Source organism: Micromonospora humi, from assembly GCF_900090105.1.
Taxonomy (GTDB): domain Bacteria; phylum Actinomycetota; class Actinomycetes; order Mycobacteriales; family Micromonosporaceae; genus Micromonospora; species Micromonospora humi.
Map to the genome: position 1 here is coordinate 60402 of NZ_FMDM01000021.1, position 25603 is coordinate 86004.

The following is a 25603-nucleotide window of genomic DNA, read 5'->3' on the forward strand; positions in this document are numbered from 1 at the left end:
GTCAGGCCGGCAGCCGCCAGATCTGGTTGGCGCCGCCGAAGCAGTCCCAGATCTGGAGCCGGGTGCCGTCGGCGGAGCTGTTGTCGGTGGCGTCCAGGCACCGGTTGGACACCGGGTTGCGCAGCGTGCCGTTGCCCTGGGCCTGCCAGACCTGTGCGCCGGTGCCGTTGCAGTCCCAGAGCTGGATCTTCGTGCCGTTCGCGGTGCCGGCGCTCGTCACGTCGAGGCACTTGCCCAACGCCCGCAGCGTGCCGTCGCCGGCCACGGTCCAGCTCTGCGCGCCGGTGCCGTTGCAGCCGTAGAGCTGCACCGCGGTGCCGTTGGCGGTGCCGGCGGCGGCGACGTCGACGCACTTGCCGCCGATGCCGGTGATCGGGCCGGTGCGCCCGGACGGCGGCGGGGTGGTGCCACCGCCGGTCGCCGTGTCGTAGATCGCGGTCACCAGCGAGGTCGCGCCGGTGGTGTCCTGGGACAGCTCCCAGTTCATCATCCCGCCGGCGTTCGCCATGGCCCACTGCGTCTTGCGCTTGACCGTCCCGATGCCGTTGTAGCACTGCTGGGCGCCGCCGGCCGTGGTGCAGTCCCGGTTGGCGTTGGCCGGGTCCAGGCCGACCAGCGCCGCGTACGTGTAGTAGCCGGGCCGGCTGTAGAAGGGCACGCCGAGCACGGCCTTGGCGGCGGGCAGGCCGCGCGCCTTCCACCCGTTGACGGCGGCGATCGACCAGTCGTAGTTGGCGTGCGGGCTGCCGCCGTCGTACGCCATGATGTTCAGCCAGTCGACCGAGGAGAACACCGCCGTGGGCACCCCGGTGACGTAGTAGCCCTCGGCGACCACGGCGGCGGTGAGCAGCTTGCCCCGGCTGTGCAGGGCGCTGCCGAGCTGTTGCATCAGCAGCGTGTAGTTGGTGGCCGAGGCGCCCGGGTCGGGGTATTCCCAGTCGATGTCGACGCCGTCGAGGTTGTACTGGTTGACGAAGCCGACCACGTTGTTCACGAACGCGCCGCGGGCGCCGGAGTTCGCGGCCAGCGCCTCGAACGCGGAGTCGTCGCCGTCGTTCCAGCCGCCGACGGCGATGGATACCTTGACGTTGTTGGCGTGCCCGAGCGACACCAGTGCGGAGAGCTTGCTCGGGTTCTCCACGGCACGCAGGCTGCCGTCGCCGTTGGGCAGCACGAAGGCGTAGTTGACGTGGGTGAGCTTGCCGTACTGGATGCTGGTGACGCTGCCGCTCCAGGACGGCATGTAGCCGACGCTCTTGAAGCCGTTCGGCAGCGCGACCGCCTGGGCGGCGGACGGGGTGAGGGCGAGCGTGGCGGTGGCGGTGGCCAACGCGAGCGCACCGGCGGCGAGGCGGCGCCGGAGGTGGGGTCTGGGCATCGAGGGCCTTCCCGGGGGACGGGGGCGGACGGGGTGTTCCTCGAGGTGGCCCAAATATTAAGGAGTATTAACTAAGTCGTCAATGATGTCGGTCGATAAAGCGGGGGCGGTCCGCCGCCGGCGGACCGCCCCTCGATCGTGCGTCGGTCAGGCGACCGAGGCCGGGAACCGCTCCCAGACCCGGTGCGCCGCCATCAGCCGCTGCACCGACTCCAGCACCTCGGCGCCGGAACCGCCGGTGACCACGCCCGGCGATCCGGCCACGCCGGCCTGCTGGAGCACCTCGGCGCCGGTGCCCCACGCGCCGATCGCCTTGGCGTGCCGCCACGCCTCCTCGACCAGCAGCGACACCCGCGGGTCCACGGCTCGCGCACCCGGTGCACCGGCCTTGGCGTCCCGGGCCGGCGACGCGTCCGGCGCCGGCGCCGGGGCGCCGGCCAGCAGGACCGCGTCGAACTCGACCGACCGGGCGGTGGCGAACGTCCGCTGCACCGGCAGCCCGCCGACGGTGCCGCCGTGCGCGGCGATCAGCAGCGGCACCATGCCGGCGGCGAACACCGCCCGCTGGACCTCTCCGACGTCGTCCAGGTCGCCGTCCGCGTCGACCACGATGCCGACCATCCGGCCGTCGGCCGGCCACTCCCGGCCGACCTGGGACAGCGCCGGGCTGGGCTGCACCTCGGCCAGCGGCACGGTCGGCTGCGGCGCGGGCAGACCCAGGCCGGTGGCGACCTGCTCGCAGAGCACCGGGTCGATGTTGGCCAGGCACTGGAGCTGCCGCTCCTTGATCGCCTGGTGGTAGCACTTGCCCAGCTCGAACGTGTACGCCCGGACGATGTGCTCCTTCTCCACCGGCGACATGCTCGCCCAGAAGAGCCGGACCTGGCTGTAGTGGTCGTCGAAGGAGGCCGGCGCGGCCCGGACCTTCGGCGCCTCGGCCACCGTCACCGGCACGTCGACGAACGCGTGCTCCTTGTCACCGGCCGGGAACGGGTTGCCGCCGTCGAGCGAGTTCGGCCGGTAGGGCGCCACCCCGGCGTGCACCGCGTGCTGGTGGAAGCCGTCGCGCAGCATGTCGTTGGCGTCGGCGTGCGGCCGGTTGATCGGGATCTGGGTGAAGTTCGGCCCGCCCAGCCGGGTGAGCTGCGTGTCCAGGTAGGAGAAGAGCCGGCCCTGGAGCAGCGGGTCGTTGGTGACGTCGATGCCCGGCGGCAGGTGCCCGAGGTGGAACGCCACCTGCTCGGTCTCGGCGAAGAAGTTGCGTGGCGTCCGGTTGAGCGTGAGCGTGCCGATCGGCTGCACCGGCGCCAGCTCCTCCGGCACGATCTTCGTCGGGTCGAGCAGGTCGATCCCGGCGAACGTCTCCTCCGGCGTGTCCGGGAAGACCTGGATGCCCAGCTCCCACTCCGGGTACGCGCCGGCCTCGATGGCGTCGTAGAGGTCGCGGCGGTGGAAGTCCGGGTCGATGCCGTTGATCAGCTGCGCCTCCTCCCACTCCAGCGAGTGCACCCCGAGCTTCGGCTTCCAGTGGAACTTCACCAGCACCGTCGCGCCGGCGTCGTCGACCATGCGGAAGGTGTGTACGCCGAAGCCCTCCATGGTCCGGTAGGACCGCGGGATGCCCCGGTCGGACATGTTCCAGATGGTGTGGTGCTGCGCCTCGGTGTGCAGCGAGACGAAGTCCCAGAACGTGTCGTGCGCGCTCTGCGCCTGCGGGATCTCCCGGTCCGGGTGCGGCTTGCCGGCGTGGATGATGTCCGGGAACTTGATCGCGTCCTGGATGAAGAACACCGGCATGTTGTTGCCGACCAGGTCGAACGTGCCCTCGTCGGTGTAGAACTTGGTGGCGAAGCCCCGGGTGTCGCGGACCGTGTCCGCCGACCCGCGCGAGCCGAGCACGGTGGAGAAGCGGACGAAGACCGGCGTCTCGCGTCCCTTCTTCAGGAAGCCGGCGCGGGTGACCTTCTCGGCGGCGCCGTTCGCGACGAAGACGCCGTGCGCGCCGGCGCCGCGGGCGTGCACCACCCGCTCCGGGATCCGCTCGTGGTCGAAGTGCATGATCTTCTCGCGCAGGTGGTGGTCCTGGAGCAGGACCGGGCCGCGCGGACCGGCCTTGAGCGAGTGGTCGGTGTCGCGCAGGCGCGCGCCGTTGGCGGTGGTGAGGTACGCCCCCTGCTGCCCCTTGGCGATCTTGGGCACGCCGGTCTCCGCGCCGGTCGGGGTGCGGGTGTCCGGTGCGCCTTGCTCGTCCTTGGGCGGCAGCGGGCCGTGTGGCGCGGTGGGCTCCTCGAGCGATGGTGGCGCGCTGCCCGGCGCGCCCGGCACGTCCGGAGTCAGCGCCTCGCCGACCTTCTCGACGGCGGCCTCGACGACGTCCTTGACGACCTGGGCGGGCTTGCTGGAATCCATCAGGACCTGTCCTCCGTTGCGGTGAAATGACCAGGCCCTCAGCCCCTACCCTGGGTCGGGCCGGGCAAACAAGGACGAATCGCTGGGTACCACGACGGCGGTCAGCACCAGCCCGCCGGCCACCCGCCAGCGGCCGTCGAGCGCGCGCAACGGCGGGCCGCCGTCGCTCCGCGCGCCGTCGACGAGCAGCCGGGCGGTGAACCGGCCCGCCGGGTCGAGCGTCACCTCCGCCTCCTCGAACCCGAGCCACCGACCGGTCAACGGGTACCACGCCTTGTAGACGGACTCCTTGGCGCTGAACAACAGGCGCTCCCAGTGCACGCCCGGGTCGCCGGCGCGCAGCCCGGCCAGCCGCGCCGGCTCGCCGGCCGTGGTGACGACGCCGAGCACGTCGCCGGGCAGCGGCTCGTGCGGCTCGGCGTCGACGCCCAGCGAGGCCAGCGCGGCGGCCGGCGCCACCGCCGCCGCCCGGTAGCCGTCGCAGTGGGTGATGCTGCCCACCACCCCTGCCGGCCAGAGCGGCTCCCGCCGGGGGCCGGGGCGGATCGGCGCGGGCGCGTACCCGAGCCGGGCCAGGGCCTGGCGGGCGCAGCGCCGGGCGGTGACGAACTCGCGGCGGCGGCCCGGGGACGCCCGCGCGAGCAGGTCCTCCTCACCGGGGCACGGCGGCTCGTCCGGCTCGTCGGCGAACGCCTCGACGGCCACCGCCGTCGCCGGCAGCAGGGCCTCGATCACCCGGCGCCGCCGAGGATCCGGCGCATCGGCCGGGGGTCGCCGCCCCGGCGGCCCCACTCGCGCGGGTAACCCAGCGACACCTCCTCGAAGCGCACCCCGTCGTAGTGGGTGGTGCGGGGGATGTGCAGGTGGCCGTAGACCGCGACGGCGGCGCGGTGCCGCACGTGCCAGTCGGCGGTGCGCTCGGTGCCGCACCACTGGGCGAACTCCGGATACCAGAGCACCTCGGTGGGCTGGCGGACCAGCGGCCAGTGGTTGACCAGGACGGTCGGCAGCGCCGGGTCGGTCGCCGTCAACCGTCGCCCGGTCGCGGCCAGCCGCGCCCGGCACCACGACTCCCGGTCCGGGTACGGGTCGGGGTGCAGCAGCATCTCGTCGGTGCACACCACCCCGGACGCGTACGCGGCGCGCAGCGACTCCTCCTTCGTCGTCGTGCCCGGGGCGCGGAAGGTGTAGTCGTAGAGCAGGAACAGCGGTGCCACGGTGACCGGGCCGCCCGCGCCGTGCCACACCGGATAGTCGTCCTCCGGGGTGAGCACACCCAGCTCGCGGCACATCGCCACGAGCGCGTCGTAGCGCGCCACCCCGCGCAGCGTCACCGGATCGGTGGGGTGGGTCCACAGCTCGTGGTTGCCCGGCACCCAGACCACCCTGGCGAACCGGTCGCGCAGCAGCCGCAGCGTGCGTTCGATGTCGGCGAACGCCTCGCCGACGTCACCGGCCACGATCAGCCAGTCGTCCGCGGTCTCCGGCCGCAGGCCGTCCACCACCGCACGGTTCTCCGCGTACGACACGTGGAGGTCACTGACCGCGTACAGCCCACCCGTCACCCGGCCGATCTTGCCAGCGGCGCTCCCGGATGACCAGGGCCGTGCGACGTCAGCCGATCCGGTCGGCGACGTGGTCGACGGCGCGCAGCAACTCCCGGGCGATGCCCGGCTCGGCCGCCGAATGGCCCGCGTCCGGCACGATCCGCAGCTCCGCCTCCGGCCACCGGCGGGCCAGGTCGTAGGCGGACGCGGGTGGACAGCACAGGTCGTAGCGGCCGTTCACGATCACGGCGGGCAGGTGGCGGATCGTGTCCACCCCGTCGAGCAGTTGGCCCTCGGCGAGGAAGCCGCCGTGCACCGCGTAGTGCGACAGGATCCGGGCGATCGGCAGCGCCTGCTCGTCGGCGGTGAAGTGGGCGAGCGCCGCCGGGTCGGGCCGCAGCGACGAGTTCACCGCCTCCCACCGACCCCAGGCACGCGCGCATGCGCGGGCCTCGTCCGCGTCCGGGCCGTGCAGCCGCCGGTGGTAGGCGGCCAGCACGTCGTCGCGTTCGGCCGGCGGGATCGGGGCGACGAACCGGTCCCACTCCTCGGGTTGGAGGTGGCGCAGGCCGCCCTGGTAGAACCAGTCCCGCTCGGCGCGGCGCAGCAGCAGCACGCCGCGCAGCACCAGGCCGGTGACCCGCTGCGGGTAGGCCTGCGCGTACGCCAGGCCGAGCGTGACGCCCCACGACCCGCCGAACACCAGCCACGAGTCGATGCCCAGGCGCCGCCGGATCGTCTCCAGGTCGGCCACCAGGTGCCAGGTGGTGTTGGCGCGCACCTCGCCGAAGGGCGTGCTGCGGCCGGCGCCGCGCTGGTCGAACAGCACCGCGCGGTAGCGCCGGGGATCGAAGAACCGCCGCGCCGCCGGCACCAGGCCGCCGCCGGGCCCTCCGTGCAGGAAGACCACGGGTACGCCGTCCGGCCGCCCCACCTCCTCCACGTGCAGGACGTGGCCGTCACCGACAGCGATCCGGTGGGTGGCGTAGGGCTCGACGGGCGGATGGAGGTCGGCTCCGGTCATGCCCGCTGATTGTGCCCGCCCGGCGAGCGTGGCGCGGCCCGGTCAGCAGGCGACGTTTCCGCCGAGGTTGTCGAGCAGGGCGTCGGCGACCCAGCCGGAGACGCCTGTGGTGGTGTCCCTGAGGTAGGTCCAGGTGTAGGTGGTGTGCCCGTTCGCGCTGACCCGGTCGCCGCTGGCGAAGCAGTGGAAGTCGACGTTGTGGGAGAGCTGGCCGTAGCCCAGTGACCCGCAGGTGGTGTGCGGACCGCTGCGGATGTTGACGTTGGTGGCGTTGAAGAGCTGGCCGAACTTGGTGTCGATGTTGGAGTGGGAGTGGCTGCAGCTCGCGCTGGCCGGTGCGGCCCCACCCACCACCACGACACCTGCCGTGGCGACGGCCAGGACGACCGCCGCGCCGATCGAGGACGCTTTTCGCATGCCCACCAACCCCTGGAGTGAAGGATCGATCACCGTCTGCAAGATTGATCCACATATTTGCATATGGCAAAGGAGGGTGGCAAGGGCGATCGGTTCAGCGGCCGGGCCGGAGCCGGCAGGAGGGGCACGACCCGGCGCCCACCTGCTGCGGAACGCCACACCGGGCCGGGAGGCCACCGCCGGGGCGATCGGCATCACCGTGCTCAACCTCGGCATCGCGGCCGGGGCCACGCTCGGCGGTGCGGTGCTGGACCGCCGGCCGGCCGGCGCCCTGCCGGCGGTGGCGGCCGTCGTCATCGCCGCCGCCGCGCTCGGCCTGGTGCTCGAGCGGGCGCGGACCGGCCGACCGGCCCGGGGTGTCCCCGCCTGACCCGACCCACCGGGCCGCCCCGGCCTCGCCGTCGGCGCATCTCCTGTTCCACCTGCCAGGAGCTACCAGCCAGATCTCGGAACCGACGGAGATCTTGGTACGAAAGTGCCCCTCCAGGGGCCATTGCCTACCAAGATCTCCGCCGGATCCGGTCAGGCTGGGGCGCGGACGTCGGTGTCCGGGCCGGTGCTCTCCGCCTCGGGCACCGGGCGAGGCGCCGGGGTGCGCACCGCGAACGCGTCGAAGCTCGGCCCGTCCAGCCGTTCGATGAACGGCTCCGCGCTCGGCCGGTCCGCCTCGGCCCGCTCGGCCTCGGGCCGCTCGATGTCGGGCCGCTCGATGTCGGACCGTCCTGTGTCAGGCCGCTCGGTGTCGGACCGGCTGCTCTCGGACCGGCTGTTCTCGGGGCGGGCGGGCTCGGACCAGCCGTTCTCGGACCGGGCGTGCTCGGGCCGGCCGACGGGTGCCGGCTCGGCTGCCGCCGGCCCGAGCAGACGCGCCGCCACCTGGGGATACTCGGCGGTCTCGCCGCCACCCGCGGCGGCCGCCATCACCGCCGCCGCGGCCAGGTCCGCCACCCGCTTGGCCTCCCGCTGCACCCGGGCCCGGGTCTCCTTGGCGTGCTGCTCGGCCAGCTCCGCCGCGCGCCGGGCCTCGTCCAGCCGCTTGGTCTCGGTGGCCAGGTCCCGGCGTACGCCGACCAGCCGCTCCTCCAGCTCGGCGCCCGCCTGCTCGATCGCGGTGATCTCCCCGCGGGTCTCCTCCAACTGCCGGCCGACGGTCTCCATCTCGCCCTTGAGCTGGGCCAGCGTCTCCTGTCGCTGCTGGACGTCCCGCTGCACGGCGGCGAGCTGCTCCTGGTGTGCGGCGTTCTCCTCGTCGGCCCGCTCGCGCACCTCGGTGGCGTACTGCTGGGCCTCGGCGACGAGCGCGGCGATGTCCCGCTCGGCGGCCACGGCCCGATCGGCCAGCTCCTGCTCGGCCGCGGCCCGCCGCTCGTCCAGCTCCCGGGCCATGGTGGCCTGCCACTGGGCCAGCTCCTGCTGGGCCTTGCTGCGGTTCGCCTGCACCTCCTGCTGGATCTGGGTGCGTGCGGCCTTCACCAGTGCCTCGGACGCGGACCGGGCCTGCTCGACCTGCTGGGTGCTCTGCTCGGCGAGCCGCTTCGCCTCCTGCTGGGCCCGGTCGTGCACCGCCTGGCCCTCGGCGCGCAGCTTCTCCGCCAGCTCCCGCGCGGCGGTCAGCTCCGCCTGCGCGACGGCCCGCCGCTCCTCGTCCGCCCGCTCCTGCTCGGCCCGGCGGGTGGACAGCTCCTCCTCCAGTTCGCGCCGCTCCCGGGCGGCCTGCTCCTGCGCCGCGACCAGCACCTTCTCCGCCTGCGCCTGGAAGTCGTCGGCGCGCTTGGTGGCCATCTCGGTGATCTGCCCGGCCTGCTTCTCGGCCAGGTCGAGGATCTGGTCGACCATCGGCCCGAGGTCCCGGAAGGACGCCCGGTCCACCGCCGTCGGGCGGTCGCGCAGCTCACCCGCCTCCGCCTGCGCCCGCTGCACCTGCGCCGTCAACTCACGGACCTGGGCGTACGCCCGGTCGCGCGCGGCGGTCAGCGAACCGACCTCGCCGTCCATCTGCTCGACGTAACGGTCCACCTGACGTTTGTCGTAGCCACGCAGCGCCGGGTCGAACCGCGGTCGCGCGGACACGTCGTCGTGGGGTGCGAACGGTTCCTCACCGTTGGACATTGCGCCATCCTCCGTCGGTTCGCCAGCGCCAGGCCGCGGGGCACGATGAGGCGCAACGGTACCGCGTCCGCGCGCGCCGTCGAGCCCGCCCCGCCCCCGGCCCGCCGGTCGGTCGGCCGGTCAGACCGGGACGTGCGCATTCCCCGCCGTCAGTCGGATGGTGAAACCGTCGGCGTCCCGGTGGTGGGTCACGTGGTCGCAACTCTGGTGGCTGATCCACAGCCCCAGGCCGCCCTCGGTCCCGTCGCCCGCCGGCAGCAGCCCGGCGTACGGGTCCTTGGGGCCGGGGCCCCGGTCGTGCACGGCCACCACGATCCGGTCCGACGCGCACCACAGGCGCATCCGCACCGGTGGGGTCCCGTGCCGCAGCGCGTTGCACACCACCTCGCTGACGGCCATCACCAGGTCGTCGACGCCGTCGGGCGGGAGCAGGCCGGCATCGGCGGCGCGGACCGCCTCGCGGGCCCGCGCCGGCGTCGGATCGACCAGCTCGACCACCGGCGCGGTGTGCTGGAGCGGGTCGAGCGGGGCCGGCCGGCATTCGGCCAGATAGCTCGCCGGGTCGGTGTAGACGCCGGTCGGCTCGTGGGAGCCGTCCGGGCGGGCGATCCGGGGATGGGTCCGCGTCACGTCGGTCAGCACGTGCGGCGGCGTGACCCGTCGGTCGTAGGCGCACATGCTCCACAGCGGGAAGTCGTCGTAGGCGTGGTTTATCGCCGACTCGTAGCGGGCCCACCAGTCCCAGGTCGCGCCGAACACCACCGGCGGCAGCTCGCCGACGATGCGGATCTGCGTCGCGCCCGCGGCCACGTGACCGGTCAGCATCTCGCGGTACGCGCGGATCGCCGCGGTGGGCCGGGAGTAGACGTCGGCGCCGGACAGGAAGGTGACCTCGGCGCCGGTGGGCAGCGCCCGGCGCACCACCTCGGCGCCGCGCCCGCCGAGGCCCACCACGGTGGGCTCACCGGCCTCGACGCCGCCGAGCAGGAACGGCAGCACCACGGCCAGCAGATGGTCGTCGGAGTCGTACAGGATCGCCTCGTGGAAGTAGCCCACGTGGCCGGCGGCCGCGCCGGTCCTCATCGGACCACCTCCACCCGGAGGTCGGTCAGGCCCAGCAGCTCGACCAGGCGGGCCGGGGCCGGGCGGTGGGTGCGCAGCACCGCGACCGCGCCGTGGCGGTGGGCGTACTCGCGCAGGAGCAGCAGCGCGCGGTGGTCGACGAAACGCAGGTCGGTGGCGTCGAAGACGAGCCGCCCGGCCACCGGGCTCGGCTCGGCCCGCTCCAGCGCGGCGGCGAAGAGGCACTCGTCGGTCGGATCCAGCTCACCGGCGAGCGCCACCGCCGCGTCGTCGTCGCCGGCGTGCAGCCGGAACAGCACGTCGGCGTTGGTCTCCGGGTGCAGGCAGGCCAGCTCGGCGATCGCCGCGTCGCCGAGCACCCGGCGGTCGTAGGCGCAGACCGCCGTCATCGGATGGTGCCGGATCCAGTGGTCGACGCGGTGCTCGTAGCGGGCGAACGCGTCGCGCTGCGCGGGGGTGCGGACGAGGTCGGTCGCCTCGGCCAGCACCCGTAGGCCGGTGTGCCCGGCGGCCAGCGCCTCGGTGGTGGCCCGCACATAGGCCCGGACCTGCGAGCCCGGGTCGACGACCTCGTCGCGCCGGTAGGCCTCGTCGACCCGGAACAGCCGCACCGCCCCGTGCCGTCGCGCGTCGGCGAAGCCGGGCACCGCCGCCAGTCTTCGGGCCACCGCGTCCGGATCCTCCGGGCCGACCAGCCAGACCTGCTCACCCGCCGCGAGGCCGAGGCCGACCTGCTCGACCGTCCGGGCGTGCAGCGCGGCCGGGTCGTCGTAGACCAGGCAGGCATGGCCGTGCGCCCGGCCCGTCGCGTTCCCGCCGGTCACCGCCTCCGCCTCATCGGGCCATTCTAAGCTCAACCGACCCGCGGACCGCGGCTCAGGGGAGGGGACGGGAGATGTCGCGGGCGTGGTCGGTGACGGCGGCGCCGACCACGGTGGCGGTCAGCGGCAGCACCTCCAGGCAGCGGCGCACCGCGGCGGCCATCAACGGGTTCGGCACCCGCATGGAGAGCGTGCAGTGCGGCACCCAGCGCCCCGGCCGGTAGTGCTCCACGACGTCGATCCCGGCCCCGGCCAGCCGCTCGTGCACGACGGCGTGGTGGGCGAGCAGTTCCGCGGTGGGCGCCGGCCCGAGCCAGAGCACCCGCCCGACGAACTGGCCGGCGTGCTGGAACTCCAGTCGCAGTGGCGCGGCCACCACCGTCGTCGCGAGGGCCTCGGCCACCTGCCGCGGGTCGAGGCGGGGCGCGACCGCCAGCGACACGTGCGGGCGGTGCCGCCGGTCCAGCAGCGACCGCAGGCTCGGCACCCCGTCGGACTCCAGCAGGTCCCACAGCACCCGGATCCGCCGGGTGGCGTCGGTGTCGAGATACAGCTCCAGCGCCGCGACCACCCGCTCACCCTAGGCGGCAGGTTTGCCGGGCACGCTGGGCGGTACTGCCTCGGGGGACGACACGAGACGGTGGGGAGTGAGGCGCACGTGGATGTGAACGATCTGCTGACCGAGGCGTACGGGCGGTTGCCGGACCTGGTCGCCGGGGCGCTCGACGGGCTCGACCCGGAGCGGCTGCGGCAGGCCCCGGCGGACGGGGCGAACCCGGTGGGCTGGCTGGTCTGGCACCTGACCCGGATCCAGGACCACCACGTCGCCGACCTGCTCGGCGCCGAGCAGCTCTGGGTGACCGGCGACTGGGCCGGGCGGTGCGGCCTGCGACCCGACCCGGACGACACCGGTTACGGCCACGGCCCCGAGCAGATCGCCGCCGTGCGACCGGAGGACGGCGGCGTGCTGCTCGACTACCACCGGGCGGTGGTCGAGCGGAGCCTGGCGTACCTGCGCGGGCTGGGCCCGGCCGACCTGGACCGGGTGGTGGACGACAGCTGGGACCCGCCGGTCACGCTCGGGGTGCGGCTGGTCAGCGTGCTAGACGACGACCTGCAGCACGTCGGGCAGGCGGCGTACGTGCGCGGGCTCGTCACGCGGGACTGACCGATGCCCGGGCGCGGCGCAGCGCGGCCTGCCCGAGCAGGTGGCAGGCCTGCGCCTCGGGCGAGGTGCCCGGGCCGGCGAAGTCCGGTGCGCCGCTGACGCCGGTGACCCGCCCGTACCGGTCCACCCGCCGGCCCGCGGCGGCCAGCAGCTCCGCCCCGGTGTCGAGCCACGACGGCGGCAGCCAGCCGTCGGCCACCCCGGTCGACGCCGCGTAGCCGAGCAGCTGGGCGGTGTTGGCCTCGCGGAACGTGCCGGGGTCGTCGAGCACGTCGGGAAAGAGCCCGTCGTCGGTGCGGTGGCGCAGACAGGCGGTCAACACCTCCTCGGCGTGCCCGGCCAGCTCGGCGCGCAGCCCCGCCGGCCACGCCGGCGCCAGGCGCAACGCCCGGGCGATCCCGGCGACCACCCAGCCGTTGCCGGTGCCCCACGGCTGCGGCCGGTCCAGCTCGCCCCGATCCTCGTCCCAGCGGGCCGCGTACAGGCCGGTGCCCGGGTCGTGCAGCCGGCGCCGGTGCCCGGCCAGCTGGGCGGCGGCCAGCTCCGCCCGGCCGGTGAGCGCGAGCAGCGGCACCACCATGTACACCGTGTCGGCCCACACCTGGCGGCCGTCGAGCAGGTGGAACAGGGTGCCGTCGGCGGCGCGCGGCGCCCGGCGGGTCAGCCAGTCGAGCTGCGCCGCCAACGCGGTGGCGTACCTCGGTTCCCCGGTGGTGGACGCCGCGTGCCGGACCACCTCGCCGCAGGCGGCGCCGTTGACCGCGGCGATCGAGCCGGCCAGCTCGCCGAGCCGGCCGTCGGGCCGCTGCCGGGTCACCGCGGCGTCCGCGACCAGCGTCGCCGCCTCCGGCCGGCCGAGGTCCAGCAACGCCTGGCCGGTGAGGCCCTGCTCCCAGGACTCCCGCTGCATGGTCAGCAGCGCCAGCAGGACCCGGTCGGTGGTGGCGTCCCCGTCGGTCGACATGCCCGTCGGAGTACCCGGCGCCCCGACCCGTCTCACCCGCATCGGGTGAGTTGGTCTCACCCGTCCGGCGGGAACGCTGCGGCACGGGCGACGGCGCGTACGCCGGGCCGCCGCCACCTGGGGACAAGGGAGGCACGATGAGCACCTCGGCCGCGGAGCACCTGGCCCGGGCGGCGGCCGGCCGGCACCCGGAGCTGCCGGAGACCACCTGCGGCACGGTCCGCCTGGACATGCTGGAGGGCGGCCGGACCGAGCACTGGTATCTGACCATCGACCGGCAGGAGGTCCGGGTGGAGCGCTCGGCCGACGAGGCGGACCTGGTGGTTCGCGCCGACCGGGAGGTGTTCGACCGGATCGCCGCCGGACGCCTGCACCTGGCCGCGGCGCTGCTGCGCAACGACCTCGCCGGGCAGGGCAACCTGCGGCTGCTGATGATGCTGCGCCGGCTCTTCCCCGGCCCGCCGGACGCGCGGCACCCCCGGGACGTGGCCGGCTTCCCCTACCGGCCGGTGCCGCGATGAAGCAGGAACTCGTCTCCGTCCTGGCCGGCAACGCCTTCGCCATGGGCGACGCGCAGGGCGACATGGAGGCGCATCCGTGCGCCCCGATCGGCCTGTTCTCCTTCGACACCCGGTTCCTGTCCCACTGGGTGCTGACCGTCGACGGTGAGCGGTTGCAGTCGCTGTCGCGGGACGACCTGACCTACTTCGAGACCCGCTTCGTGCTGGTGCCCGGCGCGGCCAGCCACTACGTGGACGCCGACGTGTCGGTGATCCGGCACCGCTGCCTCGACGAGGGATTCCACGAGCAGCTCACGGTGCTGAACCACTCCGCCGAACCGGCCGACTTCACGGTGCGGATGGAGATCGGCAGCGACTTCGCCGACACCGCCGAGATCCGCCACCCCGGCCCGCGCCGGCCGACGGCCACCGCCGACCCGCAGCGCGGCGAGCTGCGGATCCGCCACCGGCGCGGGCGGTTCACCCGGGAGACGTGCGTCTCCAGCACCGCCCCGGCCGACGTCGACCAGCGGGGGATGACCTTCCGGATCCGGGTCGAGCCGAACGGCGCCTGGCGCACCGACCTGCACGTCAGCATGATCATCCAGGGCGCCGGGGAACGGGACCTGCGGGCCGACATCGACTCCCACCGGGAGCAGGTCCGGCGGACCATGCGCGACGACCTGGCCCGCTGGTGCGACCAGGCGCCGGAACTGGTCGCCGACCGTAAGCCCCTGGCGGCCGCGTACCGGCAGGCCCTGACCGACCTGGCCGCGCTGCGCTACACCCCGCTGGCGTACGCCGAGCGGGTGCCGGTCGGCGGCCTGCCCTGGGCGATGACGCTGTACGGCCGGGACGCGCTGGTCACCTGCCTGGAGACGCTGCCGTTCACCCCGGAGCTGACCCCGGCGACGCTGCGGATGCTCGCGCTGGCGCAGGGCGGCCAGCTCGACGACTACCACGACGAGGAGCCCGGAAAGATCCTCGGCGAGCTGCGGTACGGCGAGGCGGCGGCGTTCGACGACGAGCCCACCGCGCTCTACTACGGCGCGGCCGACACCACCCCGCTCTTCGTGGTCCTGCTCGACGAGTACGAACGCTGGACCGGCGACGCCGACCTGGTCCGGGAGTTGCGCCACCCGGCCCGGATGGCGTTGGACTGGATGACCGAGTACGGCGACCCGTACGGCGACGGCTACCTGCGCTACCAGCCGCGCAACACGACCAACGGGGTGGCCAACCAGACCTGGCGAAACTCGCCGGAGGCGATCGTCGACCGGCACGGCGTGCTGCCGCCCTACCCGCGGGCCACCTGCGAACTGCAGGGGTACGCGTACGACGCGCGGATCCGGGGCGCCCGGTTGGCCCGCGAGTTCTGGGACGACCCGGAGTACGCCGAGCGGTTGGAGGCCGACGCGGCGTGCCTGCGGGAACGGTTCAACCACGACTTCTGGCTGCCGCAGCGGGGCTACTACGCGCTGGCCGTCACCCCCGACGGGAAGCCGGTCGACGCGCTCACCTCCGCCGTCGGGCATCTGCTGTGGAGCGGCATCGTCGAACCCGAGCGGGCCGACTCGCTGGCCGCCCACCTCTGCGGGCCGGACCTCTTCACCGGCTGGGGGGTGCGCACGTACGCCGACGGGCAGCGGCCGTACAACCCGGTCGGCGCGCACCTCGGCGCGGTCTGGCCGTCGGACAACGCGTTCGTCGCCGCCGGCCTGCGCCGCTACGGCTACGACGACGAGGCGGCCCGGATCGCCGCCGGCGTGTTCGCCATGGCGGAGACGCTCGGCGGGTCGGTCCCGGAGGTGATCGCCGGTTATCCGCGCCGGCTCACGAAGTATCCGGTGCAGCTGCCGGCGGCCGGCCGCCCGCAGTCGTGGGCCTCGGGCGGCCTGCTGATGCTGCTCGCGACCATGCTCGGGCTGCGTCCGTGCGCGGACAACCTGCTGGTGAACCCGGTGATCCCCACCGGCTACGGCCGGATCGAGCTGCTCGACGTGCCGGGCCGGTGGGGGCGGACCGACGCGTACGGCCGGGACCGGGACGGCGACCGGCGGATGCGCGGCGGCCGGGGGGAGGGCACCCGCCGCGCCGCCTGAGCGGGCCCGCCCACCGTCACGAAGGTGCCTTCTCGCTACCGGAGGCGGTGAGCGGGGGCTCCTCCTTCACGGCGGCCGGCGGCGGCGCGGCTCGGGCGAGCAGCCGGTCGACGCCCACGAAGAGCAGGCCCAGCAGCCAGAACATGGTGGCGAACCCGAGGGCGCTGAGCCCGACGCCGTCGTAGCCGAGCTGCCCGGCGTCGAGGAACGGGTACGGGTAGCGGTGCACGACGAGCCCACGCACCAGCGCGAAGCCGAGATAGGCCAGCGGGAACGCCAACCACCAGGCGGCGTACCGGGGGTGGAGCCGACCGCGCCGGTCGAACAGCGCCCAGTCGGCGACCGCGAGCAGCGGCACCACGGTGTGCAGGAGTTGATTGCCCCACCACTCGCCCGGCTCCCGGTGCGGCTGGGTCATCGCGAACGGGCTGGCGGGATTGGCCAGCACCAGGTGGTAGACCGTGCCGGTGATGGTGATGTAGAGGGTCACCGCGCCCTTGAGCACGCTGGGCGGTTCCGCGCGGTCCCGCGCGGCGCGCCAGGCGGCGTAGCCGGCGAGGACGCCGACGGCCACGTTGCTCTGGATGGTGAAGTAGGGCAGCAGACCGGTCACCGTGGCCGGGCCGAGCGCGGTGAGCACGATGCCGGCCACCACGCCGAGCACCACTGCCGCGCGGAGGAGGATCGCCGGTAGACGACGCCGGGGGGTCATCGGCGCAAGTTACCAGCCGGTCGTCAGCCGGTCGGCGGCCCGTCCGGGGTGGGTGTGCCGCCCGTCGGTGGCCGCGCCGCACCGGAACCACGGCCGGCCGGCGTCCGCCGGACGCCGGACGTGGGTTCGCCCGGTGTCCGTGCGGCGCCGGACGTGGGGGCGGCGGTGCCGGAGGGCGGTCCGCCGGTGCCCGGGCCGGGCACGCTCGGGGCGGGTGTCCCGGTGGGCGGGCCGGTCGGGTGGCCGGTCGGGTCCGAGCCGGACGGCGGTCCGGTCGGCCCCGGGGAGCCGGCGAGCAGGCCGGTGCAGTAGGCGGGGACCCGGTCCGCGCCGCCCGCGGCGGCGACCAGGCCGGCGAAGGCCGGCGCCGCGAGGGCGCGGCCCCGCTCGGCCTCGCCGACAGCCCGGTAGGCGACGCAGAGCCCGGCCGGCGTCGACAGGTCGGGCGCGCCGGCGGTCGGGCCGATGGCCGGGCGCGTCGGGTGGGCCGTGGGCGCCGACCCGGCCGTGGACGGTGCGGCGGGGGTGGCGGTGGCGGTGGCGGTGGTGCGGTCGGGCGGTGGCGCCTCGCCCCGACCGGCTCCGGGCAGGTTCCCGGTCACCGCGGCCAGCGCGACGCCGCCGGTGAGCGTGGCGGCCAGCGTGGCGAGGGCGACCTTGACGCCGAGCAGGGTGGCGACCCGTCGGGCGGGGCGGTCGGCCGACCCACCACCGGCATCCACGGCCGGTCGGCGCACCGGGACGACCACCGGTTGCCGGCCGGTGACCGACGCCCGGGCCGCCCGGAACTGCGCGACGGCGGCCGTCTCCCCGTCGAGTTCCCCGGCCCGGGGCCCGGCGCGCGCGGCGTCGAGGCACCGGACGAGCGCCGGCGGAGCAGTGGGCACGCCGCCGCGCGAACCGTCGAGCAGGCGCTCGACGGTTTCCTGGTCCAGGCGGGGTGCGGCCATCTCGTGACCCTCAGCGCCGCGACCTGCCCGAGCGTCACACGCCGGACCCCACCGACCGGGTGAGACCGGTCACTGCGAGCGGTCAACCCATGGTCTTCGCCCCGTCGATCGACTCGCGGATGATGTCGGCGTGACCGGCGTGCTGGGAGATCTCGGCGACCAGGTGCAGCAGCACCCGGCGCACCGTCCAGGCGGCTCCCGGGGTGAACCACGGCTCGTCCGGCAGCGGGTGTGCGGCGTCCAGGTCGAGCGTGGCGACGAGCGTGTCCGTCTCGGCGGCCACCCGGTCGAACTCGGCGAGCAGCCCGGCCAGGGTGTCGCCCTCGACCATCCGGAACTGGCCGGCCCAGTCGACCGGTTCGGCGCGCATCGCCTCGGCGCCGCCGACCGCGAACCGCGCCCAGCTCCGTTCGGTGCTCGCCACGTGCTTGACGATGCCGCCGAGACACAGCTCGCTGGCCGTGCTGCGGCGCGCCGCCTGCTCGTCGTCCAGCCCCGCCAGGGTCTGGCGGAGGAAGCCGCGGTGCCGGCGCAGCGATTCGAGCAGGTCGGCCCGTTCGCCGGTGAGAACCTGGTCGGTGACGTTCATGTCGTTCGTTCCTCTCGATCGACGACCCGACGTCACGGTACGACCCCGCACCGACATCCCGTGCGCTCCACACCAGAGCCCCCGGTTGCCGGTCCGTCCGGTTCGCGGTGAACTGGATGACATGGGTGTCATCAAGGTGGGCACGTCCTCGTGGGCCGACGCGATGCTGGTCCGTTCCGGCTGGTACCCGCGCGGGACCAACACCCCGGCGGGCCGGCTGAGCTGGTATGCCGAGCACTTCGGACTGGTCGAGGTGGACACCTCGTACTACGCGGTGCCGGCGGTGGAGACCACGACCGCCTGGGCGGACGCCACCCCGCCCGGTTTCACCTTCGACGTCAAGGCGTTCCGGCTGTTCACCGGCCACCACACGCCGGTCGAGGCGCTGCCGAAGGACCTGCGACCGGCCGGCGGGCCGAGCCGGATCCGGTGGCGCGACCTGCCCGTCGGCGCGTACGACGAGCTGTGGGACCGGTTCCACGCGGCGCTGGCGCCGCTCGCGGCGGCCGACCGGCTCGGCGCGGTGCTGTTGCAGTTCCCGCCCTGGCTGGCCCGCGGCGACGCGGCCCGGCGGCGGATCCTGGCCGCCGCGCAGCGGTGCCGTCCCCATCCGGTCACGGTCGAGCTGCGGCACTCCTCCTGGTTCACCGAGGACGCGGTGGTCGACACCGTGACGTTCCTGCGCGAGCACGGGCTGGGCTACGGCTGCGTGGACATGCCACAGGGGCACGCCTCCTCGGTGCCGCCGATCCTGGTCGCCACCACCGACCTGGCCGTGGTGCGGTTCCACGGCCACAGCGAGGCGTGGGAGAGCGGCGACAAGCAGGAGCGGTTCCGCTACGCCTACGGCGACCGGGAGCTGCGGCACTGGTCGGTGCTGCTGCGCGAGCTGGCCGACCAGTGCGCCGAGCTGCACGTGTTGCTGAACAACTGCTGCGGGGACCAGGCCCAGCGCGACGCCGTCCGCCTCGCCGACCTGCTCGGCGTGGTGCCCGCCGGCGCGCGGGCCTGAAGGTTTTCCGGTCGACCTCGCGGGTACCGGCCCGGGAACGAGAGCGAGGGGGGACACGTGGACGAGCGGCGGGACGAGACGGCCCCGGACGACCGGGATCCCCGGGCGACCCGGGACGCCGAGGAGGCGCACGGCGGCAGCATGGCCCCGGGCCTGGTGGACGACACCGGGCACCCGGTGTCCGGGTCGCCGGTGCCGGCGAACGAGCAGGCCGCGCCGGGCCGCCCGGGTGAGGACGGCACCGGCTCCTGAGCGGGCACCGTGCGGCCGGTGACCCACCCCGATGTGGGTCACCGGCCGCGCGGTGGTCTCAGCGACCGGACGTGACCAGCTGCCGGCCGACCGCGCCCACGGCGGCCATCTTGCCGAGGTTCTTCGGCGTGGACATCACCCCGCCGGCCCGGTTGAGCATGCCGCGGAACACCTGCCCCGGCTTCTGCTGCTCGCTCATGTACGCCGTCACCACGACCAGCGCGCCGGTCAGCGCCGGGATCGCCCACTGGAGCATCCTCATCTGCCGCTGACTGGCGGCGACGCTCGCCGGGGTGTGGTGGTTCGGTTCGGTGGTCCCGTCCACCGGCGGCCCGCCCGCCTTCTCCAGGCGCAGGCCGACCAGCTTGCTGTACCCGGTGACCGCGAGCGCCCCGACGGTCAGCGCGGTCTTCACCGCGCTCGCCTTGCCCACGCCGGCCTGCCGGGCCATCCGTGGGCTCTCGGTGACCAGTTCGCCGACCGCGCCGGCCAGGTGGGCGCCGATCGCCGCCGCGTTCACCGGGGTCCACCGGGCCCAGCCGGCCGAGGCGATCGGCAGCCGCTGCGTGGTGTCGTCGATTCGTGCCGCCGCGCCGTTGACGCCGAGCGCCCCCATCAGTGAGCCGCCGAACCAGGCCGCCAGGCCCAGGTCGTGCATCGAGCGCAACGCGGTGTGCCGTTCGGACATCTGATCCCCCTCCGCCGTGTTCGGGCGGTGCGGCATACCCGTCCTCGGCGCGCTCACGCCCCCGAAACGCCTGACGGCAGCGAGCCCGCGAACGCGGCCATCCGGGCGGCCAGCGGTGCCCCGGCGCGGACCCAGGTGAAGTGGTCGAGCGGGGCGCCCGCCTCGGCGACGGTGTAGCGGTGCCGGGTCACCGGCGCGGCGGTCAGCTTGTCGCAGAGGTGGTCCAGCGTCTCGTGCGGCGTGTACTGGTCGTCGTCGACGCTGACCGCGAGCACCGGTGTCCGGATCCGCCGCACGGCGGCCTCGGTGTCCACCCCGTCGAGCGCCGGGAACCGCCCGGTGCGGGCGGTGTGCGCCCAGTCGCGGATCACGCCGCGCGCCTGCCGGCCGCCGAACCCCCAACCGGGCCAGACGCCGAGCACCCGGGCCGCCGCCGCGATGCCCTGGGTGTACGGGAGCACGCCCCAACCGCGAAGCCCCGGATACCGCCGCCACCAGGGCAGGCCCACGGCCACCAGGGCCAGCCCGTCGACCCGGCCGGCGTCGTGCAGCGCCTGGTGCAGCACGGCGACCTGGCCACCGAGGGAGTGCCCGAGCAGCACCCGGACGCGCCCGTCCAACCGGGGCTTGAGCGCGTCCAGCACCGCGCCGAGGTCGCCGGCCAGCTCGGCGTAGCCGTACCGGCAGGTGCGGGACGGCGCGGGGGTGCTCTCCCCGGTGCCGCGCAGGTCCGCCACGATCACCGCGAACCCGGCGTCGCGCAGCGCGGCGGCGAAGGGCCGGTAGTAGCGGGCGCGGACGCCCATGGCCGGCCAGATCAGCACCACCGGCGCGCCGGGCGGCCCGTCCGGTTCCGGGTGGACCTGCACGCCGATCCGTGCGCCGTCGACGTCCACGTACTCCTGCGCGTACTCGCCACTCACCGGCCCAGCCTAGCTACCGACGGGTAGCAAGCGGTGGCCGGACCCGCCGCGCCGCGTGCCGGTCAGCCGGGCGGGCCCGGACACCTCGTGCTCGATTCGCGAAGGTCACCGGAATCTGCCCCGTGTCGCGATCGGCGTCGACTCGTTAGGGTCGGCACGTGAGGCTGAACCGGTCGACCGACATGGCCCTGCGGATCGCCATGCTGACCGCCGCGTCCCCGGTCCGCGCCACGGTCGACGAACTCGCCACCCGGCTCGCGCTGCCCCGCAGCCACGTCGCCAAGGTGGTCCAACGGCTGCAGCGCCTCGGCGTCCTGGTGACCATCCGGGGCCGGTCCGGCGGGGTGGCCTTCGCCGAACACGCCGGCCGGCTGACCGTCGGGCAGGTGGTCCGCGCGTTCGAGGGCGACGACGAGGTGGTCAACTGCGCCGCGCCGGCCTGCCCGCTGGTCGCCGGCTGCCGACTGCGCGGCGAGCTGCGCCGCGCCCAGGCCGCGTTCCTGGCCGTCCTCGACGGCGTACGCCTCGGCGACCTGGTGGACGGGCCGGCCGGCCCGCTCCTGCTCAGCCTCGGCGTCGCCCCGGCGGCCCGCTGATGGGCGTCTCCCACCCGATCTTCGCCCGGCAGTTCGCCCGCGCCAGCGTCGCCCTGGACGCCGCCGGGATGGCCGCGCACCGGCGGCGCCTGGTGACCGGGCTGCGCGGCCGGGTGGTCGAGGTCGGCGCCGGCAACGGGCGCAACCTGCCGCACTACCCACCGGCCGTCACCGGGGTGCTCGCCGTGGAGCCGGAGCCGCGGCTGCGCGCCCTCGCCCGCGCCGCCGCGCCCGCGGCCCGGGTGCCGGTGACGGTGGCCGCCGGCCTGGGCGAGGCGCTGCCGGTCGCCGACGGCGCCGCCGACGCGGTGGTGTTCTCGCTGGTGCTCTGCTCGGTGCCGGACCAGTCGGTGGCGCTGGGCGAGGCGCGCCGGATTCTCCGGCCCGGCGGTGAGCTGCGCTTCTACGAGCACGTGGTGGCGGAGACGCCGGGCCTGCGCCGGGCCCAGCGCCTCGCCGACGCGACGCTCTGGCCGCTGTTCTGCGCCGGCTGCCACACCGCCCGCGACACCCTGGCCGCGATCCGGGCCGCCGGCTTCACCGTGACCGAGGTCGACCGGTTCCGCTTCCCCGAGGCCGGGATGCCGGTGCCCGCCTCGCCGCACGTGCTCGGCGCCGCTCTCCGGCCCTGACTGCCACGTCGTGGCCGGCGTCCCCGGGTGCGGGGACGCCGGCCACGACGTCAGCTCACCGCGATCGTGCCGTCCGGCGCGCGCACGCACGACACCGTGCGGGCGGCGGTCACCGCCGCGCCGCTCAGGCACCGGCCGAGCACCTGGTGGCCGGCCGCGCTCGGGTGCCACGACTCCTGACAGGTCTGGAAGTAGGTGCCGCAGGCGTTCGCGATCCGCTGGATGTCGAGCTTGTCGTAGCCGGAGAGGCTGGTGACGAAGGCGCCGCTCGGGCCGTCCATCAACCGGATCGGGGTGGCCAGGGCGTTGGCCGGGCTGCCCGCCGACTCGCAGAGCCGCGCGCCGTCGAACGCCCGCTGCACGTTCAGGTAGACCAGGTCGTCGGTCGGGAACTCGGCCGCCAAGGTGCTCCGCACCGAGCTGACCAGGGTGCCGAGGCCCTGCGAGAAGCGCTGCCCGGGTGCCAGGCTGGCCCGGTGGATCGGGCAGCCGGCCGCGTACCGCTCGGCGCCCAGGGCGCGGAACTTGTCCCGGGTGTCGTCGCGGCTGTCCTCACTCCAGTAGCTCTGCTCCAGCTCGTACGGCAGCGGGTTGGTGTAGTCCTGGAACACCACCCGGTGCTGGCCGTCCGCGTCCACCTCGTCGAGCGTGGCGAGCAGCTGCCGGAGCGCCGCCGTGGTCTCCGCGGTGGCCGCGGCGAACTGCGCGGCGGTGCCCAGGTCGGCGTCGGTGCACGGCTTCTGCTCCACCGGCCCGCCCAGGTAGGCCCAGAACTCCCACCACCCGGTCCACGCGTCGGCGATGAACCGGTTGGCGCACTTCTCCGCCACACTGCCGAACGTGAACGAGCTGTTGTTCGAGCCGAGCCCGACCAGCACCAGGTCGATGTCGTGGGTGCGGGCGACGGACCGGAGCTGGTCGAGCTGGGCGGCCACCTGGCGGCCCTTGGCCCGGGTGGCCGACGCGTTGGCGATGTCGTACGGCTGACCGCCCGAGCAGGCGAGGTTGAACCGCGCGGAGATGCCCGGCAGGTCGGCCCGGAACAGCGAGGCGTTCGGCGAACGGTGGCAGAAGTAGGCGTTGGCGTTCGCGGCCGACCAGCCGGGGAAGCCCTGCGCCACGCCGTTGACGTCGACCACCGGGGCGTACGCGCCGGCGCCCTCGCCGCTGATGAAGCTGTCACCCAACGCCACCGCGGCGGTCGGCAGCGCCGCGACGGCGGGCGCGGTGGGCGCCACGGCGACCGGCAGCGCCACCGTGGCGAGCGCCAGCGCCGCCGCGAGCACGGAACGACGGAACACGGACATGCCCCACCTCACCCTCATCCATCGAAACGTGAAAGATTCTTTGGTGGGCGATCAGATCACGGGCGTGTGACGGGCGTCAATGGCCGGACACCGGGACGCGACAGCTGTTGACAATTCGGCCGGCGACGGCGGGAAGACGACCGCGGGGTCCGGTCGTTGTCGTGCACGAACGCCTCCCCGCGCCCTCGGCCGCCCCGTCCGGGCCGGCCGACCGGCACAACCGGACAACGCACCGCACCGGGTGCGTCGGAGCTGTCGGAGCGCCGGGCTAGGCTCGCTGCGGCGCGCCGCGCCCGGCGATCGCCGTGGGGGCATCACACGGTGAACGGCACCACACCGCCGAGACCTGGGAGTACGACCAGTTGACCGCACAGCCTGAGACGCTCTACGGGGCCGACGACCTGACCCACCTGGAGGGCCTCGACGCCGTCCGCAAGCGCCCCGGCATGTACATCGGCTCGACCGACAGCCGTGGCGTGGGTCACCTCGTCAACGAGATCCTCGACAACTCCACCGACGAGGGTGTCGCGGGTCACGCCACCAAGGTCGACGTGATCCTGCACGCCGACGGCTCGGTGCAGGTCGACGACGACGGCCGGGGCATCCCCACCGACGTGCACGCCAAGTCCGGCATCTCCGGTGTCGAGCTGGTGCTCACCCGCCTGCACGCGGGCGGCAAGTTCGGCGGCTCGGGCTACAAGACCTCCGGCGGCCTGCACGGCGTGGGCGCCTCGGCGGTCAACGCGCTCTCCCGCCGCTTCGACGTCACCGTCCGCCGCGGCGGCAAGGTGCACGCCATGTCGTTCCGACACGGCGTGCCCGGGATCTTCGACGGCGACGGCCCGGAGGCGCCCTTCACCCCCGGCCCCGGCCTGCAGATCGTCGGCGCGATGAAGCGCGGCCAGCGCACCGGCACCTCGATCCGCTGGTGGCACGACCCCCGCTACTTCGAGACCGGCGCCGCGCTCGACACCGAGGTGGTCCGGCTCAAGCTGCGCAACACCGCCTTCCTGGTCCCCGGCGTGGCCTACCGGCTGCGCGACGAGACCGGCGAGCAGGCCGCCGAGGAGCGCTTCCACTTCCCCGACGGCCTGACCGACATGGTGGAGTTCCTGGCCCCGGCCGGCGACCGGCCGGTCTCCGGCACGCTGCTGGTCACCGGCGAGGGCACCTACCGCGAGAATGCCGCCGACGCCAACGGCGTGATGCAGTCCAACGTGCAGCGCCGCGCCGAGGTCGAGATCGCGTTCCGCTGGGGCACCGGCTACGACCGCACCGTCGAGTGCTTCACCAACACCATCCGCAACGCCCACGGCGGCACCCACCGCAAGGGCTTCGAGCGGGCCCTGGCCCGCACCCTCGCCGAGGCCGCCCGCAGCGCCCGTGGCCTGCTCAAGCCCAAGGAGGACGCGCCCACCCTGGACGACGTCCTGGAGGGCATGACCGCGGTGGTGCACGTCCGCATCCCGGAGCCGCAGTTCACTTCGCAGACCAAGGACGAGCTCTCCACCGCCGGCATCACCAAGGTGCTCCAGGGGCTGGTCGAGGCGCACCTGAAGAGCTGGCTGGACGACCGGCGCACCAAGGCCGAGGCCCGCACGGTGCTCCAGAAGATCGTCGACGCGGCCCGGGTCCGGCTGACCCAGAAGCAGCAGAAGGACGCGGCCCGCCGCAAGACCGCGCTGGAGGGCGCGGCCATGCCGGCCAAGCTCGTCGACTGCCGCGCGTCAGGCATCGACAGAAGTGAACTTTTCATCGTGGAGGGGGACAGCGCCCTCGGGACAGGGCGCCTAGCCCGGTCCTCCGAATACCAGGCGCTGCTGCCTATTCGCGGCAAGATCCTCAACGTGCAGAAGGCCAACCTCCAGCAGGTGCTGGACAATGCCGAGTGCGCGGCGATCGTGCAGGTGCTCGGCGCCGGCTCCGGTCGCACGTTCGACCTGTCCACCCTGCGTTACGGGCGGGTGCTGATCATGGCCGACGCGGATGTCGACGGCGCGCACATCCGGACGCTGCTGATCACGCTCTTCGCCCGCTACATGCGGCCGTTGATCGAGGCCGGCCGGCTCTACGCCGCGATGCCGCCCCTGCACAAGATCACCACGAAGGGGCGCAACCCGCAGGTCACCTACACCTACACCCAGGCCGAGATGGAGGCGACGGTCCGCAAGCTGGAGAAGGCCGGCAAGCAGATCGTCACCCCGATCCCGCGCTTCAAGGGCCTCGGTGAGATGGACGCCGACGAGCTGTGGGAGACCACGATGAACCCGGCCACCCGGGCGGTCCGCCGGATCACGCTCGACGACGTCGAGGCCGCCGAGCGGATCCTCGACCTGCTCATGGGCGAGAAGGTCGAGCCCCGCCGCAACTGGCTGATCGACTCCGCCGACCGCGTCGACCGCGACGCCATCGACGCCTGA

At 74.4% G+C, this 25603-nt stretch carries 26 protein-coding genes; 9 read left to right on the plus strand and 17 right to left on the minus strand.

The window, feature by feature from the left end; all coding sequences use genetic code 11:
- Position 1: 1 nt before the first annotated feature.
- From GA0070213_RS28655 to GA0070213_RS28680, 6 genes are all read right to left on the minus strand, one after another.
- Positions 2 to 1378 carry a glycosyl hydrolase family 18 protein gene (locus tag GA0070213_RS28655; RefSeq protein ID WP_091071470.1) on the minus strand — a complete coding sequence of 459 codons (1377 nt, stop codon included), beginning with the start codon at positions 1376 to 1378 and terminating at the stop codon, positions 2 to 4.
- A gap of 147 nt (positions 1379 to 1525) precedes the next feature.
- On the minus strand, positions 1526 to 3787 hold the full coding sequence (locus GA0070213_RS28660; protein ID WP_091071473.1) for a catalase: 2262 nt from the start codon (positions 3785 to 3787) through the stop codon (positions 1526 to 1528).
- 45 nt (positions 3788 to 3832) lie between these two features.
- Complete coding sequence (locus GA0070213_RS28665) at positions 3833 to 4522, minus strand: 4'-phosphopantetheinyl transferase family protein (RefSeq protein WP_091071475.1); 690 nt, start codon at positions 4520 to 4522, stop codon at positions 3833 to 3835.
- Positions 4519 to 5352 carry a metallophosphoesterase family protein gene (locus GA0070213_RS28670; RefSeq protein ID WP_091071478.1) on the minus strand — a complete coding sequence of 278 codons (834 nt, stop codon included), beginning with the start codon at positions 5350 to 5352 and terminating at the stop codon, positions 4519 to 4521. The genes GA0070213_RS28665 and GA0070213_RS28670 overlap by 4 nt, the downstream gene beginning before the upstream one ends.
- Before the next feature lie 49 nt (positions 5353 to 5401).
- Positions 5402 to 6358, minus strand: coding sequence for a prolyl aminopeptidase (gene pip / locus GA0070213_RS28675; RefSeq protein WP_091071481.1), 957 nt, complete (start codon positions 6356 to 6358; stop codon positions 5402 to 5404).
- Positions 6359 to 6400: 42 nt separating this feature from the next.
- Positions 6401 to 6775 (minus strand): hypothetical protein, encoded by a 375-nt coding sequence (locus tag GA0070213_RS28680; RefSeq protein ID WP_091071484.1) that lies wholly within the window; start codon positions 6773 to 6775, stop codon positions 6401 to 6403.
- A gap of 76 nt (positions 6776 to 6851) precedes the next feature.
- Here GA0070213_RS28680 and GA0070213_RS28685 point away from each other — a divergent pair, with 76 nt between their 5' ends.
- Positions 6852 to 7145, plus strand: coding sequence for a hypothetical protein (locus GA0070213_RS28685; protein WP_091071486.1), 294 nt, complete (start codon positions 6852 to 6854; stop codon positions 7143 to 7145).
- 152 nt (positions 7146 to 7297) lie between these two features.
- Here the strand turns inward: GA0070213_RS28685 and GA0070213_RS28690 are convergent, their stop codons facing one another.
- From GA0070213_RS28690 to GA0070213_RS28705, 4 genes are all read right to left on the minus strand, one after another.
- Positions 7298 to 8884 (minus strand): hypothetical protein, encoded by a 1587-nt coding sequence (locus GA0070213_RS28690; RefSeq protein ID WP_091071488.1) that lies wholly within the window; start codon positions 8882 to 8884, stop codon positions 7298 to 7300.
- Between the two features lie 120 nt (positions 8885 to 9004).
- Positions 9005 to 9967, minus strand: coding sequence for a sensor histidine kinase (locus GA0070213_RS28695; RefSeq protein WP_091071490.1), 963 nt, complete (start codon positions 9965 to 9967; stop codon positions 9005 to 9007).
- Positions 9964 to 10791, minus strand: coding sequence for an MEDS domain-containing protein (locus GA0070213_RS28700; RefSeq protein ID WP_091071493.1), 828 nt, complete (start codon positions 10789 to 10791; stop codon positions 9964 to 9966). The genes GA0070213_RS28695 and GA0070213_RS28700 overlap by 4 nt, the downstream gene beginning before the upstream one ends.
- 52 nt (positions 10792 to 10843) lie before the next feature.
- Positions 10844 to 11359, minus strand: a complete 516-nt coding sequence (locus tag GA0070213_RS28705) for a 2'-5' RNA ligase family protein (RefSeq protein WP_091071496.1) — start codon at positions 11357 to 11359, stop codon at positions 10844 to 10846.
- A gap of 87 nt (positions 11360 to 11446) precedes the next feature.
- Here GA0070213_RS28705 and GA0070213_RS28710 point away from each other — a divergent pair, with 87 nt between their 5' ends.
- Complete coding sequence (locus GA0070213_RS28710) at positions 11447 to 11956, plus strand: mycothiol transferase (RefSeq protein ID WP_091071499.1); 510 nt, start codon at positions 11447 to 11449, stop codon at positions 11954 to 11956.
- On the opposite strand, the gene GA0070213_RS28715 is transcribed toward GA0070213_RS28710, so the two are convergent.
- On the minus strand, positions 11943 to 12920 hold the full coding sequence (locus tag GA0070213_RS28715; RefSeq protein ID WP_091071501.1) for a glycoside hydrolase family 88 protein: 978 nt from the start codon (positions 12918 to 12920) through the stop codon (positions 11943 to 11945). The two genes, GA0070213_RS28710 and GA0070213_RS28715, sit on opposite strands and share 14 nt — an antisense overlap.
- Before the next feature lie 137 nt (positions 12921 to 13057).
- Here GA0070213_RS28715 and GA0070213_RS28720 point away from each other — a divergent pair, with 137 nt between their 5' ends.
- Positions 13058 to 13441: an SCP2 sterol-binding domain-containing protein gene (locus GA0070213_RS28720; protein WP_091071504.1), complete on the plus strand. Its 384-nt coding sequence runs from the start codon at positions 13058 to 13060 to the stop codon at positions 13439 to 13441.
- Complete coding sequence (locus GA0070213_RS28725; protein WP_091071507.1) at positions 13438 to 15522, plus strand: amylo-alpha-1,6-glucosidase; 2085 nt, start codon at positions 13438 to 13440, stop codon at positions 15520 to 15522. The genes GA0070213_RS28720 and GA0070213_RS28725 overlap by 4 nt, the downstream gene beginning before the upstream one ends.
- 16 nt (positions 15523 to 15538) lie before the next feature.
- Here GA0070213_RS28725 and GA0070213_RS28730 read toward each other — a convergent pair whose 3' ends face one another.
- The 3 genes from GA0070213_RS28730 to GA0070213_RS28740 form a co-directional block, all read right to left on the minus strand.
- A complete protein-coding gene (locus GA0070213_RS28730; RefSeq protein WP_091071508.1) occupies positions 15539 to 16234 on the minus strand; it encodes a Pr6Pr family membrane protein in 696 nt (231 codons plus the stop codon).
- Positions 16235 to 16257: 23 nt separating this feature from the next.
- Positions 16258 to 17184 carry a hypothetical protein gene (locus tag GA0070213_RS28735; protein ID WP_091071510.1) on the minus strand — a complete coding sequence of 309 codons (927 nt, stop codon included), beginning with the start codon at positions 17182 to 17184 and terminating at the stop codon, positions 16258 to 16260.
- Between the two features lie 82 nt (positions 17185 to 17266).
- On the minus strand, positions 17267 to 17773 hold the full coding sequence (locus GA0070213_RS28740) for a DinB family protein (protein WP_091071512.1): 507 nt from the start codon (positions 17771 to 17773) through the stop codon (positions 17267 to 17269).
- Positions 17774 to 17894: 121 nt separating this feature from the next.
- Between GA0070213_RS28740 and GA0070213_RS28745 the strand changes: the two genes are divergently transcribed.
- Together GA0070213_RS28745 and GA0070213_RS28750 are read left to right on the plus strand one after the other, a co-directional pair.
- Positions 17895 to 18785 carry a DUF72 domain-containing protein gene (locus GA0070213_RS28745; protein ID WP_091071514.1) on the plus strand — a complete coding sequence of 297 codons (891 nt, stop codon included), beginning with the start codon at positions 17895 to 17897 and terminating at the stop codon, positions 18783 to 18785.
- Positions 18786 to 18842: 57 nt separating this feature from the next.
- Positions 18843 to 19037: a GTPase activator gene (locus GA0070213_RS28750; RefSeq protein WP_091071516.1), complete on the plus strand. Its 195-nt coding sequence runs from the start codon at positions 18843 to 18845 to the stop codon at positions 19035 to 19037.
- A 58-nt stretch (positions 19038 to 19095) separates the two neighbouring features.
- Here GA0070213_RS28750 and GA0070213_RS28755 read toward each other — a convergent pair whose 3' ends face one another.
- A complete protein-coding gene (locus GA0070213_RS28755) occupies positions 19096 to 19725 on the minus strand; it encodes a hypothetical protein (protein WP_091071556.1) in 630 nt (209 codons plus the stop codon).
- Between the two features lie 53 nt (positions 19726 to 19778).
- A complete protein-coding gene (locus GA0070213_RS28760) occupies positions 19779 to 20648 on the minus strand; it encodes an alpha/beta hydrolase family protein (protein ID WP_091071518.1) in 870 nt (289 codons plus the stop codon).
- A 158-nt stretch (positions 20649 to 20806) separates the two neighbouring features.
- On the opposite strand from GA0070213_RS28760, the gene GA0070213_RS28765 reads away from it, so the two are divergent.
- Positions 20807 to 21244, plus strand: a complete 438-nt coding sequence (locus GA0070213_RS28765) for an RrF2 family transcriptional regulator (protein WP_091071521.1) — start codon at positions 20807 to 20809, stop codon at positions 21242 to 21244.
- The gene (locus GA0070213_RS28770; RefSeq protein ID WP_091071524.1) at positions 21244 to 21876 is read left to right on the plus strand and encodes a class I SAM-dependent methyltransferase; all 633 of its coding nucleotides are present in this window, start codon (positions 21244 to 21246) and stop codon (positions 21874 to 21876) included. Before GA0070213_RS28765 ends, GA0070213_RS28770 begins: the two co-directional genes overlap by 1 nt.
- A gap of 50 nt (positions 21877 to 21926) precedes the next feature.
- Here the strand turns inward: GA0070213_RS28770 and GA0070213_RS28775 are convergent, their stop codons facing one another.
- Positions 21927 to 23183 (minus strand): SGNH/GDSL hydrolase family protein, encoded by a 1257-nt coding sequence (locus GA0070213_RS28775; RefSeq protein ID WP_091071525.1) that lies wholly within the window; start codon positions 23181 to 23183, stop codon positions 21927 to 21929.
- A gap of 362 nt (positions 23184 to 23545) precedes the next feature.
- Here GA0070213_RS28775 and GA0070213_RS28780 point away from each other — a divergent pair, with 362 nt between their 5' ends.
- On the plus strand, positions 23546 to 25603 hold the full coding sequence (locus GA0070213_RS28780) for a DNA gyrase/topoisomerase IV subunit B (RefSeq protein WP_091071559.1): 2058 nt from the start codon (positions 23546 to 23548) through the stop codon (positions 25601 to 25603).